Below are 15,568 nucleotides of genomic sequence, written 5' to 3'. Positions count from 1 at the left end.
GGTCATCCGCCGGTGTGGGTGGCCTTTTTTCGTGGCCGATAACTGTTAATGGTTCGTTGAGTGGCTCATCAACGGGCCACAATCTTCTATAGAATGGACGCCGGAGACAGTCCTTCATGCTAATCAAAAGTAAGTCACTTAACTTGCAAACTGTAGTTATCTAAGTTACAGTATAGGCAACGATTAACGAAAAGGGGTTTTGATGATGACGAAGATTTTAGTATTAGGTGCTCACGGAAAGATTGCCCGGCTCGCCACGACCATGCTGGAGAAGGACCCGGCCAACCAACTGACGCTGTTCTTGCGGAACGCCCAGCGCCTGGCTGACCAAGCCAGCGATCAAGTCACGGTCGTCGAAGGGGACGCTGGTCAGCTGGCCGACCTGAAGCAGGCCATGGCCGGCATCGACATCGTGTACGCCAACCTGGCGGGCAGCAACATCGAAGACGAGGCCCGAAACGTGGTCGCCGCGATGGACGCGACCGGCGTGAAGCGCCTGATCTGGATCTCGACGTTGGGCATCTACGACGAAGTGCCGGGTAAGTACGGCGAGTGGAACCACCAACAACTCGACGGGGGCTACCTGGAGACTTATGCGGCGGCTGCCAAGGTCATCGAAAGCTCCGACGTCGATTACACGGTGATCCGGCCGGCCTGGTTGACCAATCACGACGAGATCGACTACGAGACCACCCAGAAGGGCGAGGCCTTCAAGGGGACCGAGGTGTCCCGGAAGAGTATCGCCGACTTGGTCACCAAGCTAGCCGCCGACCCGACTTGGTCCGTGCACGCGTCCTTGGGCGTCAACAAGCCGAACACCGATGGCGACAAGCCGGCCTGGTATTAAGCTAAACGGGTGCATTTTAAGCGAATAGGGTCTATAACTAAGGCGGATGTGGAAACTTTTCCGCGTCAGCTTGCGTGTTGCGCGCGAGCGATTGCCCATAATCAATTTGCTTAAACAGCTATTCTAACTTATCCTCCAAACAAGAACCCATAGACACGATCAAATTGATGTTGGGTGATTGCTTGACGGGCCTCGAGACGATGTTCTCGGGGCCCGTTTTGTTTTGGAACGAGCGCCCCAACCGGTGAAATGGCCGTCCCCCGGGCGTTCACGCTGGTCCATGACCCACCAACAAATTTAATCCAAAAAATTAGGTGTTCCAGTTGCAAACGCTTACAGCATATGCTATAGTACAGGTGTAGAAAGGATTAGGGGTTGCGGTTCCGCGACACTTGATCTAGTTGATACACTGCTTTAGTTAGGAAACAGATTTCCGTTAAACGTAAGTCTGATTCAAACGCAACAAAGCAACAGTCACCAGCAACAAGAATCACGCGTTACAAAGGAAGCACCTTTTCGAAACATTTTGTATTTGAGGTAAACCTTCTAACGAACTCTAGGAGAATCAATTGGTTACAAGTTTCACCGAATTGAATAGCTTTTGTGGTAACTGAGATGTTTTGAGATAAGTAAACAGAGTCACGAATGCTAGAGCTCGGATGTCATAATGATGAGTCATACGATGATTTCAAGAAGAATCGTTTGAGTGTGGGTTAGTCGGAATGATGAGGGAATTAAGTTAGTTCTTCTGTAACACCTGAGACGGTAGTCAGAAATTAAGTATGAATGAAGAACGACTGCGGCAGCTCGGGAGAAATTTAAGTTTATGAGGCGATTAAGGATTAATACGATTACGAAACGGAAATTTTCGAATCGCACCTCCCTTTCTACGAACTGATGGACTTCAAGTTGGAGTTACGCATGAACTTGAAGTCCATTTTTGACGCCTCGGGAGCTGACGCAATTTTGGATACATATGTCACGAAATGTGAGTGCCGGATCTAAAGGACGGACAAACGGTGATTTTGTCGCAAGTAAATCCTTTTAGCAAAAGATGAGCAACGGTGAAACCCCCGAAACGATGGGGGTCTCAACCAACTTAATGTTCGGAAAATCGCATTTTTGTTAAGATTTTCGGAATCTTCCATTTACAGCCTTGACCTGAAAAGGTATATTATTACTAAGGCCGGCGCGGACAATCGTCATTGGATCGTCCCACCGGGGATTGGAGTGAGGAAGTTGGCTTTTCATCGCATTTTTGTCCTCGATCTGGCCGGACTCGGCTTAGGAGAAGCGGCCGATGCAAATCGCTTTCAGGCGGTCGGGGCCGACACCCTGGGCCATGTGGCGGTTAGTTGGCCGGGTCAACTAAATCTCCCAACATTACAACGGCTGGGCTTGGGAAACATTCGGATAGACGATCCAATCGCGGGCATTCCGCCCGTGGAGCAACCCCACGGTTTCTTCGGTCGCTTGAGCATGGCTGCACAAGGCAACCGCCGGACCACCGGCTTACGGGAGATGTGGGACTACGCCGGCGACATTCGCACGGAGAACGTCTTCACCACCCTGACGGCCGCCGGTTACTCGGTGACCCTGGCCGGACCGTTTCTCAGCTACCTGGCGACCCAGACGCCGGCTGAGCGCTTCCAAGTCGGCTCGAACCAGGCGGCGTTCCAGATTCTCTACGACCGGTTGAACGATCCGGTCTCGGGACTGACCTACGTGGTCCTGCCGGAGTTTCGCTTCGCCGGGGAACAGCAGGACGTTGACGCCTTCGCCGGGGCGCTGGTTGATACCGACCGCTACCTGGAGCAGGCGATTCACGACCTGGGGGCCAACGACCTCTTGATCGTCACCAGCACCCACGCGGCCGACCCGACGTTTGGCGTCACGCCGACGCGCGAGTATCTGCCGCTGCTGGCCTACTCACCATCCCGGCAGACGGGCCACGCGCTGGGCATCCGGCGCACCCTGGCCGACGTGGGCGCCACCGTCCTCGAGAACTACGGGGTGGCGACGGTCACGGCCGGACATAGTCTTTTAAATGAAATCACGCAAATCTAACCACGCAACGAACAATTCCTTGAAAGGGGGTGAACAGGCAACATCTATCGGCTAATCAACGAGAAGCAAGGGCACGACGGTTCGTGTTATATCAATTATTCATTGCCCCAAATAAACCGTCGTCGCTCGTTGAGGACCCCGATAGCCCGTTCGTTCGTAACAGAAATTATGCGTACATAGTTTCTGCCGCAACATCGTGTCAACAACGACGGTCGTGGCCTCGCCACACCGCGTTAACTAATATCGGAAAGAGGTATTTTGGCCAATGCTAGTCGCAGTCAATATTCTCGGGGTACTTGTCTACCTCGCAATCGCTTTTCTGTTCTCCAAGGACAAAAAGCACATCAACTGGCGTTCTGTCGCTATTGTTTTAGTAATTAACCTTCTGTTAGCCTGGTTCTTAACTGGGTTCCAAGTTGGACGGGACATCGTCCAAGGAGCCGCTAACGGGTTCAACTGGTTGGTTGAAGTTTCCTACCAAGGGATCATCTTCGCCTTACCAAACTGGGTAACGCCATTATATGGTGGGACTGCTAAGTCCATGAACTTTATTACCAGTGCGCTGCTCCCAATCTTGTTGATTGTTCCAATGTTCGATATCCTGACGTACATCGGGGTCTTACCTTGGATCATCAAGTGGGTTGGTCGTGGCTTGTCCTACGTGACGGGTCAACCAAAGTTCGAATCCTTCTTTGCCGTTGAAATGATGTTCTTAGGGAACACGGAAGCCTTAGCCGTTTCCAAGTTACAACTGCAAACCATGCGTAAGGAACGTGACTTGACCTTAGCCATGATGTCCATGTCCTGTGTGACGGCGTCCATCTTAGGGGCCTACACGCAAATGGTTCCTGGCCAATTCGTTTTGACCGCCGTGCCACTGAACATCTTGAACTCCATCATCATTACCAACATGCTGAACCCTGTTAAGGTGGCGCCTGAAGAAGACACCATCGCCAAGGTCGGGGGTGCTGGTGCCGCTGCCGAAGCTGCTGAAGCCGATGGCGCTGAAGAAAATGGCAAACGTGAACCATTCTTCTCCTTCTTGGGTGACTCCATCTTGGGTGCCGGTCGTCTGGTTCTGATCATCACGGCCAACGTTATCGCCTTCGTGGCCTTAGCTGCCTTGATCGACAAGATCTTGATGCTGTTCAACCCATGGCTGACTTTGGAACACATCTTAGGGGTTATCATGTTCCCATTTGCTTGGTTAATGGGTCTGAACGTCCACGACGCCTTCCAATTCGCCCAATTCATGGGGACTAAGTTAGTTACGAACGAATTCGTTGTCATGGGTAAGTTGGTCGGCAAGATCAACAACCCATCCCTGTTCAACGCTCACTACCGTGCCATCTTGACCGTCTTCATCACGTCGTTTGCTAACTTCGGGACGACCGGGATGATCATCGGTGCCTTCAAGGGTATGGTTGACAAAGAAAAGAACGATTTGATTTCCAAGAACGTTGGTTACATGCTGCTTTCCGGGATTCTGGTATCCTTAATGTCTGCCGGGATCGTTGGTCTGTTCGTTTGGTAATCGGACGTTAAACACAGCTGATTAAAATAATCAGGCAGAGTAGCCCAGAGGCGATGGTTTCTGGGCTATCTGTGTCTGTTAGGCTCGAAATTTGCGGGCCTTGACGGTTCTTTGCGGCTACCTTATGATAGTCGCACGGGTGTCGACCTCCCTTGCCGGGGAGTGAAACCCAGCCGGGTACGTGAGACTATCCGGTTGCAATGCCCGTGAAGTTTGTGCGTCCTGGACGCATTGAAAGCTAGGTTATTTTATGGAAAAGCAACAAACCCCAGTAGAAGAGATTCGGACGCCGACGGACGCCGCCAACGACATGCCGTTGCGCGAGGTCTGGCACCACAAGGACATTGTCCGTAACGAGATCATCGCGGGGGTGACGGGCTTCTTCGCCATCTCCTACATCATCATCGTGAACCCGGTCATCTTGAAGGACGCCGGGATCCCCACGGACCTCAGCGTCTTCGCGACGATCCTGTCCTCGATGGTCGGCTGTCTGGTCATGGCCTTTTGGGCCAACGCACCGATCATCCTGACCCCGGGAATGGGGGTCAACGCCTTCTTCACCTACACCATCGTGGTCAACATGGGCCTCAGTTGGCAGGAGGCGTTGGGCATCGCCGCGGTCGCCAGCTTCATCTACATGCTGATTGCCTTCACCAAGATCTCGACGATCCTGTCGGAGGCAATCCCCGAGTCGTTGAAGCACGGCATCACCGCGGGGATCGGCCTGTTCCTGGTGGAAATCGGGCTCGAAAAAGCGGGCCTGATCGTCGCCGGCAAGTCGTCGTTGATCGTGCTGGGTGATCTGACGAAGCCCACGCCGTTGTTAGCGTTGTTCGGTTTGGCCCTGAGCCTGGTCTTGTACCTGCGCCGGGTCAAGGGGAACTTCTTCATCGGCATCGTGGCAACCAGTCTGGTGGCCTTCTTCTTCGGCGTCAAGGACAGTGGGACGCCGACCGTCGACTTAGCACGGTTGGGCGAGTACCACAAGATCGTCTTCCAAAACGACTTTTCCCACTGGATGACCACGCCGTTTATCTTGGCGGCGTTCTCGATGACCATGATTCTGGTCTTCGAATCCATGGGGCTGTTACAGGGACTCCTGCCGAACAAGCGGAAGTTCAAGAAAACCTTTGAGGGCAGTGCGGTGACCACCTTTCTGTCCGGGTTCATGGGAACCAGTCCCACGGTTGCCGCGGCCGAGAGTGCCTCGGGAATCGAGAGTGGGGGCCGGACCGGCCTGATGGCGCTGGTCGCCGCAGTGCTCTTCGGCCTGTCACTCCTGTTCGTGCCGTTACTGGCCTACGTGCCATCCGCAGCGATCGCGCCGGTGATCATCATCACCGGGGCCCTGATGATGGCGGCCATGGACGGTATCGACATGGGGGACTTCTCGGAATGGTTTCCCGCGTTTCTGATTATCGTGTTGATTCCATTCACCAATAGTATCTCCACCGGGTTAGCGTTTGGTTTCGTGGCCTATCCGGTGATGAAGTTGGCAGTCGGCCAGGGCAAACAGCTCACTTGGCCGGTCTACCTGCTCGGCGGCTTGTTCCTGCTCGACCTGGTCTTTAGTGCCATGTTGTAAGAGCGGGGACTTTTCCCGCCGCTAAAACGTAAGCGGTTACGCATTTTAAAACTTTAGGAGGAACTCACAATGACAATTAAAATTTTAATGGACACCGACCCCGGAATTGACGATGCAGCGGCCTTAACCATGGCTATCAACGACCCGAAGATCGACTTGAAGTTGATCACGACGGTTGCCGGTAACGTCACGGTCGACAAGACCACCAAGAACGCGTTGAAGATCGTTCGCTTCTTCAACCAAGACATTCCAGTGGCCGCTGGTGCGGAACAACCTCTGTTCAAGGACTTCGAAGACGCCGCACGGATCCACGGGGAATCCGGGATGCCCGGTTACGACTTCCCAACGGATTTGCCAAAGCCGTTACACAAGACGGCCGTGGAAGCCTTGCATGACGAGATCATGGCCAGCAGCGACCCAATCACCCTGGTCCCAACCGGGTCCTACACCAACATCGCGTTACTCTTCAGTGAATACCCAGAAGTGAAGAGCCACATCGACCGGATCGTGGCCATGGGTGGTGCGTTAGGCATGGGGAACATGACCAGTGCCGCTGAATTCAACGTCTTCACCGACCCAGACGCGGCCGCTATCGTGTACAAGTCTGGAATTCCGATCGTGATGGTCGGCCTGGACATCACCATGAAGGCCCTCTTGACCAACGAAAACATCGAGAAGTTACAACACCTGAACGAAGCCGGTCAGATGTTGCACGACATCATCATCAACGATGGGGACCACAACGAAAAGGGTAGCGCCATGCATGACGTGAACACCATCTTCTACCTGTTGCACCCAGAAGCCATCACCACCAAGGACATGTGGGTCGACGTGATCACCCAGGGTCCCGCAATCGGTGAAACGGTCGGCGACATCCGGGGTGCTTACCACGATGGTAAGACCAACGCGAAGGTTTCCGTCGACATCGACGCGGACGCCTTCAACGACTGGTTCATGGAAGAAGTTAAGAATATCAAGATGTAATACTGGTAGCGTTCGGGACGGTTCCCGGATACTAGCAGGACAGGAAGGGAATTCTCGGTTTTCCGGGAATTGCCTTCCTGTTTTTGTGTATCAACGGGGGGTGTCGATTGCTTCCGCTCAGCTGGGCCGTGACGACCGTGGGCACGACTTCGAGCCACGGAAGACCCCCGTGTCTTGAAGCTCGGCCTTGTGGTAAGTCAGCTGAGAGACGCTGACCAACCACAATTTCACGGTCTTGGCCCATCTGAGCTCCAGCAATCTTAACGTTGGTGGTCATCTTGCCATTTCGTCTAACCGCCCCGTAGAGTGGTAACGGTGTTTTTCCTCGTCTTCAGCGCAGGAAACACCCGCCAACAGAACAATCCCACCATAAAGAGAAATCAGCCACCTTGGGGTCCCCATTTTGGCACCGTTGACGTGGAAGCAATCGCCAGCTCCCACCAACTTTAGAACGCGTTTTAACATTTACACAAACGAAACGTAAACGATACGTCTTCGCGATGTGGCGGTGCTAAAGTGGGGGTAATCAACGGGGAGATGATCGGATGACCGTCACGCAAGTGGATACGTTAATTTTGATTGTTTTGTCTTGGTTACCGATGCTCTGGTTCTATCATCCGGAACGGCATCCTTAAACGACGCGTTAAGACGGCGTTCCTTCCAGTGAGGAGGGGCGCCGTTTTTGGGTCGTCCTGTCGTGGAAACTTTACACGATGTTGACACGGACCATACTAATCCTTTACAAAGTTTCGCTATCCTGAGAGTAGCGTTATCGCGCCACGCGTAGGGGCATCGTCCGGGGGAAACACGACGATGCCAACGATTGATCGATGGGGGGACCAGAGTGTCATGAACAAGTTTACGGTGATTCACTTATCCGACGTGCAGCTACCGTCGCTGCCGAAAACGGGGGAGCCGCCGACCCCCAGGCCGTTACAGACCATCTTCGACGACGTCCTGGCCCATCACCTGGCGCCGGACCTGGTCGTCATCGGCGGCGACCTCTTTAAGAACGGGCAAGCCGCCGATTACCGCTGGTTGCGGGGGTATCTCGACCAGCAGAGTCAGCGGCTGGGCGCCCCGATTCGGGTGATCTTGGGCGATCAGGACAACCGTGAGGCGTTCAACGCCGGGTACCTCGAACAGAAGCGGCCCTATTACGCGGCCAAGCAGGTCTACCAGAACATGGACTTTTACTTTCTGGACTCCAAGTGGCGGACTCGGCGCACGGCCGGCTGGCTGGCGCGCGAGCAGCTGGACTGGCTGAATAAGAACCTCCACCTGGCGCCGCGTCGGCGAGCCTTCATTTTTTTACACCATCCCTTAGACGCGCCGGCGCTGCGGTCGCTGCGCTACACGCTCCTGCAGAACAACCACGAGCTGTTGGCCATCCTGCACGGACACAACATCGGCGGCATCTACGCGGGGCACCTGAACTTCGCGGCCAACTACCTGGTCGATAACACCTTGCCGGTCACGGTGGTCGGCGGGGCGACCGCCTACGTAGACTGTCAGGACCCGCACCACCATCAGGTCCACGCGGCGGTGAGCTACAACGTCATTACCATCCAGCGGGGCGTCGCCAGCGTGACCACCCGGCCCCTGGCGTTCGATCCGCAGGTGGCCCGGACCATCGAGGTGGCCAATACCGGCTTCGCCAAGCACCGCCCCCGGCTGATGCGTCCGGTCGACTGGGAGCGCGGATGAGCAGTTGAAAGGACCCGTTTTGGGGGCGACGATTGGTACGCAATCGTCGCCCTTTTTTTGCGTTCTCCAGGAATCAAGTAAAAAATTTTTTTGTTCGTGAAAAAAGCCGGAAGTCGCCATTTACTGAAAAAATTGGCCGCCGCAGCGATTCATGAAAACAAAGCCGGTCTGGAAAAAGTGGGGTAAGTAAAACGTTAAACGTCCTAGTCATAATTGCCACCCATTTCACAAACAACCCCCTGAACGAACATAATTTCAAAACGGGTGTTTACAAATGTTCACGGATTCGGTATAGTATTGATGACAAATGAAAGGGGTTTCATAAAATGACATTAACGACAGCACAACTCGCAAAATACATGGACCACACCAACTTGAAGGCCGACGCAACGGAAGCATCGATCAAGCAGACCTGTGACGAAGCAGCCAAGTTCAACACGGCTTCGGTCTGCGTCAACTCGTACTGGATTCCGTTCGTTGCTGAGCAATTGAAGGCCAGCGACGTGAACCCAATCGCCGTTGTCGGCTTCCCCCTCGGGGCCATGGCGACCGAATCCGAGGTCTTTGAAGCCGTGACCGCCATCGACCAAGGTGCCGAAGAGATCGATATGGTCATCAACGTCGGCGAACTCAAGTCCGGCCACGACGACATCGTCTTAGCCGACATCCGGGCGTTGGCCAACGCCGTTCACGCCAAGGGCAAGCTGCTCAAGGTCATCCTGGAGACCTGCCTGCTGACGAAGGACGAAATCGTGCGCGGCTGTGAATTAAGCGAACAAGCCGGCGCCGACTTCGTTAAGACCTCGACCGGTTTCTCCACGGCGGGCGCCAAGTTAGACGACGTAAAGCTGATGCGCGCCACGGTCGGTGACCGCTTAGGCGTAAAGGCTTCCGGTGGTATTCACAGCAAGGAAGAAGCCCTCGCCATGATCGACGCCGGCGCAAGTCGCTTAGGGGTCAGCGCCACGGTCGCCATTTTGACGGACCAGACGGACGCCCAACCCGCCGGTTACTAGACAGAAGTAGGAGGCAATCACTGATGGCATATAAACGAATTTTTGGATTAGTCATGGATTCCGTTGGCGCGGGCACCGCACCGGATTCCGTCAAGTACGGTGACGACGGGGCCGACACGCTGGGCCACGTCGGCCACTTCTACGCCGGCAAGCTGGCCCTGCCGAACCTGGCCAAGCTGGGGCTGTCGAACCTGCACGGGACGCCCATCGAAGGGGTCCCGGTCGCCACTGACCCCCACGCCTACTACGGACGGATGCAGGAAGTGTCTGCCGGGAAGGACTCGATGGACGGCCACTGGGAAATGATGGGCTTGCCCGTCGAAAAGGCGCTCAGCACCTTCCCCAACGGGTTCCCAGCCGACATCATCAGCAAGTTGGAACGCTTCTCCGGTCGCAAGGTGATCGGCAACCGGCCCGAATCCGGGACCAAGATCATCGCGGAACTCGGTGAACAACAGATGCAAACCGGCGACCTGATCGTGTACACGTCCGGTGACTCCGTGATTCAAATCGCGGCACACGAAGACGTGATTCCGTTGGCCGAGCTCTACAAGATTTGTGAATATGCCCGCTCACTGGTGAATGGCCCTGACTACTTAGTCGGTCGAATCATTGCCCGGCCGTACGTGGGTCCGGACGCGGCCCACTTCACCCGGACCGCGAACCGTCGCGATTTCACGTTGGAACCGACCGGCCAAACGGACCTCGACCGGCTCCAAGCCGCCGGCGTCCACGTGGTCGGGGTCGGCAAGATCAACGACATCTTCTCCGGCCACGGCATCGCCGAGGGTTACCATAACGAAAGCAACATGGACGGGATGGACCACGTCGACCACGTGATGCAAGAGGACTTCACCGGTTTTTGCTTCATCAACCTGGTGGACTTCGACGCCATGTACGGGCACCGGCGCAACCCCGAAGGCTTCGGTCAGGCCCTGATGGACTTTGACCGCCGCTTGGGCACCGTCTTGGCGAACATGCACGACGATGACCTGTTATTGATCACCGCGGACCACGGGAACGACCCGACCTTCACTGGTTCGGACCACACCCGCGAACTGGTCCCACTCCTGGCCTACTCGCCAAGCTTCAAGCAGGGCGGCAGCCTGGGCGTCCGTTCGCCGTTCGCCGACTTCGGCGCGACCGTTCTGGACAACTTCGGCGTGGCTGGCAACGGTCAGGGTCACAGTTTCTTAGCGAACTTGCAATAACCAGCACTAAGGAGGACATCGATCATGAGTAATCATTTGGAAGCGAAAATGGGCGACATTGCGGACACGGTCTTAATGCCGGGCGACCCGCTGCGGGCCAAGTACATTGCGGAGACCTTCCTGGAGGACCCGGTATGTTATAATCGGGTGCGGAACGCCTTTGGCTACACGGGTACCTACAAGGGCAAGCGCATCTCGATTCAGGGAACCGGGATGGGTATCCCGTCGATCTCCATCTACACCAACGAGCTGATCAAGGACTACGGTGCCAAGAAGCTCTTCCGGGTGGGGACGTCCGGGGGGATGAGCCCCGACGTGCACGTGCGCGACGTGGTGCTGGCGCAGGGGGCGACGACCGACTCGGCCATCATCCAAAACACTTTCGGCAGCGGCATGTACTACGCGCCCATCAGTGACTTCGGCCTGTTGGACACGGCCTACCACGCGGCCAAGGACTTAGACATCCCGGTCCGGGTGGGGAACATCCTGGCCGAGGACCGCTTCTACAACGATGAGATGGACCGCCAGAAGTTGATCGACTACGGGGTCATCGCCACGGAAATGGAATCGGCCGCGCTCTTCATGCTGGCGGCGAAATACCACGTGAAGGCCTTGTCGGTCCTGACCATCAGCAATCACCTGGTGACCGGCGAATCGACCAGCCCGGAAGAACGGGAAAAGTCCTTCAACGACATGATCAAGGTGGCCTTAGAAGCTGCCGTCCAAAGCGACTAAGCTTTTGTGGTTGTGTGGGATGGCGCTTCCGGGCCGGCAAAAAGCTGGCAGTCGTAACCGTTGGCAACTTGACAAAGAGCATCGGATAACAGTCATTTCATCGCGGTTATTCAGTCGGTTCTGTTCCACTGATCGAGATGGACTAGACGTTAACGATAGATGAATTGCGGTCGAGGTGGGCTGTTTAGCATGATAGTGATGAGGACAGCCCGATATGACGGTCAGGCCATTTGGCAGAGTTAGTGGTGTCATTGGATGCAACTAACTGAAAAATGACGACAAGGTAAGCTGGAGGGGCGGTAAAAATTGGCTCAGGGGTGAAATTTGTCTTAGCCGGCGGGGTTATGCCGGCTTAGACAAAGGCCGGTCTGGGAGACCTGAACTTTGGGCTTCCAGCCGTGCCCACCCCGTTCCAGCCATATTTTTACCGCCCCGGAAGCGACCAACACATACAACTTTGGAAATCAAATCATTAACAATTATGGAGGCAATCACATGGCGGAGACAACGGATCAGCGACTGACACAGAGTTTGGCGGTGGCGAAGCTCTATTATCAGGCCAATCAGAGTCAAAGTCAGATTGCCCAGCAACTCGGCATCTCGCGGCCCACGGTCTCGCGATTGCTCCAGTACGCCCGGCAACAGGGCCTGGTGCAGATTCGCATCGTCGACCCCATGCAAAGCGTCCAGACGCTCGAACAGGCCCTCGCGGCCGCCTACCAGGTCGAGGTCCACGTGGTCCCCACGCAGCTGACACCGGTGGGGGACCTCCTGAACACGGTGGGGCAGTTCGCTGCCCGCTACCTGGAAAGCATCGTGACCGAGCACGACATCATCGGCATCGGGTGGGGGAAGACCCTCTACGCGGTGGCGAATCACCTGGAACCCGACACCGTGACCGGCGTCGAGGTCGTCCAGCTGAAGGGTGGCGTGAGTTACTCGACCGAGCACACCTACGCATACGAAAGCATTGATGCCTTTGCCAATGCCTTCCATGCGGTCCCGCAGTATTTGCCGTTGCCCGTGATCTTTGACCACCAAAAAACCAAGGAACTGGTGGAAGCGGAGCGGCACATCCAATACCTGCTGGCACTGGGGTGCAAGGCCAACATCGCCATCTACTCGGTGGGCACGGTGCGGGAGACCGCCCGCGTCTTCCAGCTCGAGTACCTGCACGACCCCGAGAAACGCTACTTGCAACAGCACGCGGTGGGCGACATCTTCTCGCGCTACATCGACGAGCACGGGGCCATCGTGGACCCCGAGTTGAACCAGCGGACGATTGGCATTGCGTTAGACCAGCTGCGCGCCAAGGACCATTCAATCCTGGTCGCGGCGGGGGATGCCAAGGTGCCCGCGGTCCGCGCGGCGCTGAACGGGGGCTATCCCAACTGCCTGATCATCGACCAGCACGCGGCGACCGAGTTGCTCCATTTGACCACAGCGACCCAAGAAACGGAGTGAACACCCCATGAGAATGGTTGATATTATTGATAAGAAACGTAACGGTGGCGAGCTCACCGCAGATGAGATTCAAACCTTTGTCGACGGCGTGGTGTCCGGGGAGATCCCCGATTACCAGATCAGCGCCTTTCTGATGGCAACCTACTTCAACGACATGACGGCCGCCGAACGCTCGGCGCTGACCATGGCGATGATGCAATCCGGGGACCATTTAGACCTCTCGAGCATCGACGGCATCACGGCCGACAAGCACTCGACCGGTGGGGTCGGCGACAAGACCAGTATCCCGTTGGCGCCCATCGTGGGGGCCCTGGGCATCTCCGTCCCGATGATCTCCGGCCGCGGCCTGGGGCACACGGGTGGCACCTTGGATAAATTGGAAGCGATTCCAGGATACACGGTCGAAATCAGCGAGGACGCCTTTTTACAGCAGGTCCGCGACGTGAAGTGTGCCATCGTCGGGGCGACCGGGAACATCGCGCCCGCCGACAAGAAGATCTACGCCTTGCGGGACGTGACCGACACGGTCGACTCGATTCCGCTGATCGCCAGCTCCATCATGAGCAAGAAGATCGCGTCCGGGACCGACGCCCTAGTGATCGACGTCAAGACGGGCTCCGGGGCCTTCATGAAGACGCTGGACGACTCCCGGGAACTGGCCCACGCGCTGGTCGAGATCGGCAAGGGCGTCGGCATGGACTGCATGGCCGTCATCTCCGACATGAACCAGCCGCTGGGAAACGCCATCGGTAACGCGCTGGAGATTCAGGAATCCATCGACATCCTGAAGGGTCAGGGACCCCAGGACATCACGGACCTGGTCCTGACGCTGGGCGCCCACATGGTCGTGATGGCCAAGAAGGCTAACGACCTGGCAACGGCCCGGGCGATGTGTGAACGGACGATTGCCGATGGCAGCGCCCTGAAGACCTTTGGTGACATGATCGCCGCGCAAGGCGGGGACCGCAGCGTCATCGACCATCCTGAGATCATGCCGCAGGCCAAGTACCAGATCGACCTGCCAGCCAAGACGTCCGGCGTGGTCAGCACCGTCAAGGCCGACGAGATGGGCATTGCCAGCATGTTGCTGGGTGGTGGCCGGCAGAAGGCCGACGACCAACTCGACTACGCCGTGGGCATCATGATGCACAAGAAAGTCGGCGACGCGGTCACGGCCGGGGAACCTTTACTGACCATTTACAGTAACCGCGAGAACGTTGACGACATCCAAGACCTGCTCTACGACAACATTCAGATCAGTGACAGCGCGGACCCCATCACGCTGATTCACGAAACGATTCGTTAGCGTTTAATGAAAACGGTTACTTAGTCAGCTGGCTGGGTGACCGTTTTTTAGAAGGAGGACAATCTTATGACCCAAGAACGACCCTTTAACGAAGCCACGGTGCGGCGCTTTCCCAAGGTGGAGCTGCACTGCCACTTAGACGGTTCCCTGTCACTGCCCGCACTGCGCCAGATGGCCCGGGTGGGCGGCCAGTCGCTGCCGGCAAGCGATACGGCCCTCCGCGAGTTGGTGACGGCCCCGCGCGACACCGTCAGCCTGATTGATTATCTGAAACGTTTTCAGGTGGTCACCGACCTGATGCAGACGCCCGAACAACTGGCCATCGCCGGGTACGACATGGTGCGCACGGCCCACGCCGACGGGCTGATCTACCTGGAGACCCGCTTTGCGCCGGCCATCTTCACGGAGCAGGGGTTGAGCATCCGCTCCGCCATCCAGGGCGTGCTGGACGGCCTGCACCGCGGGAGCGCCGAGTACGGCATCCCGGTGAACGCCATCGTCTGTGCGATGCGCGACCGGCCGCTGGACGAGTGCCGGGAGGTCTTTGCGACCGCGGCCGAGTTCCGCGACCAGGGCGTGGTGGGGCTCGACTTCGCCGGGGATGAATTCCACCACCCGACCAGTGAGCTCACGGCGGCCATTGCGGCCGGCCAGGCGACGGGCTTACCGTTCACCCTGCACGCGGGCGAGGCCGGTCCGGCCAGTAACGTGGCGGACGCGCTGACGCTGGGCGCGCAACGAATTGGGCACGGGGTCCACATGAGCGGGCACCCGGCCATCATCGCGCAGGCGCGGGCGGCCCACGCGACGATTGAGACCTGCCTGACCAGCAACCTCCAGACCAAGGCGGTCGCGGACGTCGCCGCCTTTCCACTGCGTGAGTTTCTGGAGAACGGCCTGGCCGTGACGGTCAACACCGACGACCGGACCGTCTCCGACACCACGCTGACCCAGGAGTTTCTGGACCTGCACGCCCACTGCGGGCTGGACTGGAACCTGCTGACCCAGGTGACGCTAAACGCCATCGACGGGGCCTTCATCGCTCAGGACCAAAAGGACGGTTTACGCGAGCGGGTACTGGCGGCGGTCAGTCCGGTTGATCTGTGAGTGGT

The 15,568-nt window shown here is 56.8% G+C and carries 12 protein-coding genes; all 12 read left to right on the top strand.

Features of this window, described 5'->3' with window-relative positions; all coding sequences use genetic code 11:
- The first annotated feature begins 205 nt into the window (after nucleotides 1-205).
- The 12 genes from FD37_RS11350 (at nucleotide 206) to add (ending at nucleotide 15,563) form a co-directional block, all read left to right on the top strand.
- Nucleotides 206-847 (top strand): SDR family oxidoreductase, encoded by a 642-nt coding sequence (locus tag FD37_RS11350; RefSeq protein ID WP_056965345.1) that lies wholly within the window; start codon nucleotides 206-208, stop codon nucleotides 845-847.
- Nucleotides 848-2,086: 1,239 nt separating this feature from the next.
- On the top strand, nucleotides 2,087-2,914 hold the full coding sequence (locus FD37_RS11345; protein ID WP_056965344.1) for an alkaline phosphatase family protein: 828 nt from the start codon (nucleotides 2,087-2,089) through the stop codon (nucleotides 2,912-2,914).
- A 265-nt stretch (nucleotides 2,915-3,179) separates the two neighbouring features.
- Nucleotides 3,180-4,448 carry a NupC/NupG family nucleoside CNT transporter gene (locus FD37_RS11340; RefSeq protein WP_045806359.1) on the top strand — a complete coding sequence of 423 codons (1,269 nt, stop codon included), beginning with the start codon at nucleotides 3,180-3,182 and terminating at the stop codon, nucleotides 4,446-4,448.
- 250 nt (nucleotides 4,449-4,698) lie between these two features.
- The gene (locus tag FD37_RS11335; RefSeq protein ID WP_082605184.1) at nucleotides 4,699-6,033 is read left to right on the top strand and encodes an NCS2 family permease; all 1,335 of its coding nucleotides are present in this window, start codon (nucleotides 4,699-4,701) and stop codon (nucleotides 6,031-6,033) included.
- A gap of 69 nt (nucleotides 6,034-6,102) precedes the next feature.
- Nucleotides 6,103-7,017 carry a ribonucleoside hydrolase RihC gene (gene rihC / locus FD37_RS11330; RefSeq protein ID WP_045806361.1) on the top strand — a complete coding sequence of 305 codons (915 nt, stop codon included), beginning with the start codon at nucleotides 6,103-6,105 and terminating at the stop codon, nucleotides 7,015-7,017.
- Nucleotides 7,018-7,866: 849 nt separating this feature from the next.
- Nucleotides 7,867-8,724: a metallophosphoesterase family protein gene (locus FD37_RS11325; protein ID WP_056965343.1), complete on the top strand. Its 858-nt coding sequence runs from the start codon at nucleotides 7,867-7,869 to the stop codon at nucleotides 8,722-8,724.
- 326 nt (nucleotides 8,725-9,050) lie between these two features.
- The gene (deoC, locus tag FD37_RS11320) at nucleotides 9,051-9,740 is read left to right on the top strand and encodes a deoxyribose-phosphate aldolase (protein ID WP_056965342.1); all 690 of its coding nucleotides are present in this window, start codon (nucleotides 9,051-9,053) and stop codon (nucleotides 9,738-9,740) included.
- Between the two features lie 23 nt (nucleotides 9,741-9,763).
- Nucleotides 9,764-10,951: a phosphopentomutase gene (locus tag FD37_RS11315; RefSeq protein WP_056965341.1), complete on the top strand. Its 1,188-nt coding sequence runs from the start codon at nucleotides 9,764-9,766 to the stop codon at nucleotides 10,949-10,951.
- Nucleotides 10,952-10,975: 24 nt separating this feature from the next.
- Nucleotides 10,976-11,686 (top strand): purine-nucleoside phosphorylase, encoded by a 711-nt coding sequence (gene deoD / locus FD37_RS11310; protein WP_045806364.1) that lies wholly within the window; start codon nucleotides 10,976-10,978, stop codon nucleotides 11,684-11,686.
- Nucleotides 11,687-12,181: 495 nt separating this feature from the next.
- Entirely contained in the window at nucleotides 12,182-13,150 is a 969-nt protein-coding gene (locus FD37_RS11305) for a sugar-binding transcriptional regulator (protein WP_056965340.1), read from the top strand.
- A 7-nt stretch (nucleotides 13,151-13,157) separates the two neighbouring features.
- Entirely contained in the window at nucleotides 13,158-14,456 is a 1,299-nt protein-coding gene (locus FD37_RS11300; protein WP_056965339.1) for a pyrimidine-nucleoside phosphorylase, read from the top strand.
- 66 nt (nucleotides 14,457-14,522) lie between these two features.
- Nucleotides 14,523-15,563 (top strand): adenosine deaminase, encoded by a 1,041-nt coding sequence (add, locus tag FD37_RS11295; protein WP_056965338.1) that lies wholly within the window; start codon nucleotides 14,523-14,525, stop codon nucleotides 15,561-15,563.
- The last annotated feature ends 5 nt before the right edge of the window (nucleotides 15,564-15,568 follow it).

Source organism: Levilactobacillus spicheri DSM 15429 (assembly GCF_001435095.1).
GTDB classification, from domain to species: domain Bacteria; phylum Bacillota; class Bacilli; order Lactobacillales; family Lactobacillaceae; genus Levilactobacillus; species Levilactobacillus spicheri.
The sequence above is the reverse complement of the archived record's forward strand: the minus strand, read 5'-3'. Positions and strand labels throughout refer to the sequence as shown.

Excerpts from the sequence above, each read along its gene's own strand:
- FD37_RS11350 (WP_056965345.1), top strand. The coding sequence starts at position 206 with ATGACGAAGATTTTAGTATTAGGTGCTCACGGAAAGATTGCCCGGCTC.
- FD37_RS11340 (WP_045806359.1), top strand. The coding sequence starts at position 3,180 with ATGCTAGTCGCAGTCAATATTCTCGGGGTACTTGTCTACCTCGCAATC.
- FD37_RS11335 (WP_082605184.1), top strand. The coding sequence starts at position 4,699 with ATGGAAAAGCAACAAACCCCAGTAGAAGAGATTCGGACGCCGACGGAC.
- rihC (WP_045806361.1), top strand. The coding sequence starts at position 6,103 with ATGACAATTAAAATTTTAATGGACACCGACCCCGGAATTGACGATGCA.
- FD37_RS11325 (WP_056965343.1), top strand. The coding sequence starts at position 7,867 with ATGAACAAGTTTACGGTGATTCACTTATCCGACGTGCAGCTACCGTCG.
- deoC (WP_056965342.1), top strand. The coding sequence starts at position 9,051 with ATGACATTAACGACAGCACAACTCGCAAAATACATGGACCACACCAAC.
- FD37_RS11315 (WP_056965341.1), top strand. The coding sequence starts at position 9,764 with ATGGCATATAAACGAATTTTTGGATTAGTCATGGATTCCGTTGGCGCG.
- deoD (WP_045806364.1), top strand. The coding sequence starts at position 10,976 with ATGAGTAATCATTTGGAAGCGAAAATGGGCGACATTGCGGACACGGTC.
- FD37_RS11305 (WP_056965340.1), top strand. The coding sequence starts at position 12,182 with ATGGCGGAGACAACGGATCAGCGACTGACACAGAGTTTGGCGGTGGCG.
- FD37_RS11300 (WP_056965339.1), top strand. The coding sequence starts at position 13,158 with ATGAGAATGGTTGATATTATTGATAAGAAACGTAACGGTGGCGAGCTC.
- add (WP_056965338.1), top strand. The coding sequence starts at position 14,523 with ATGACCCAAGAACGACCCTTTAACGAAGCCACGGTGCGGCGCTTTCCC.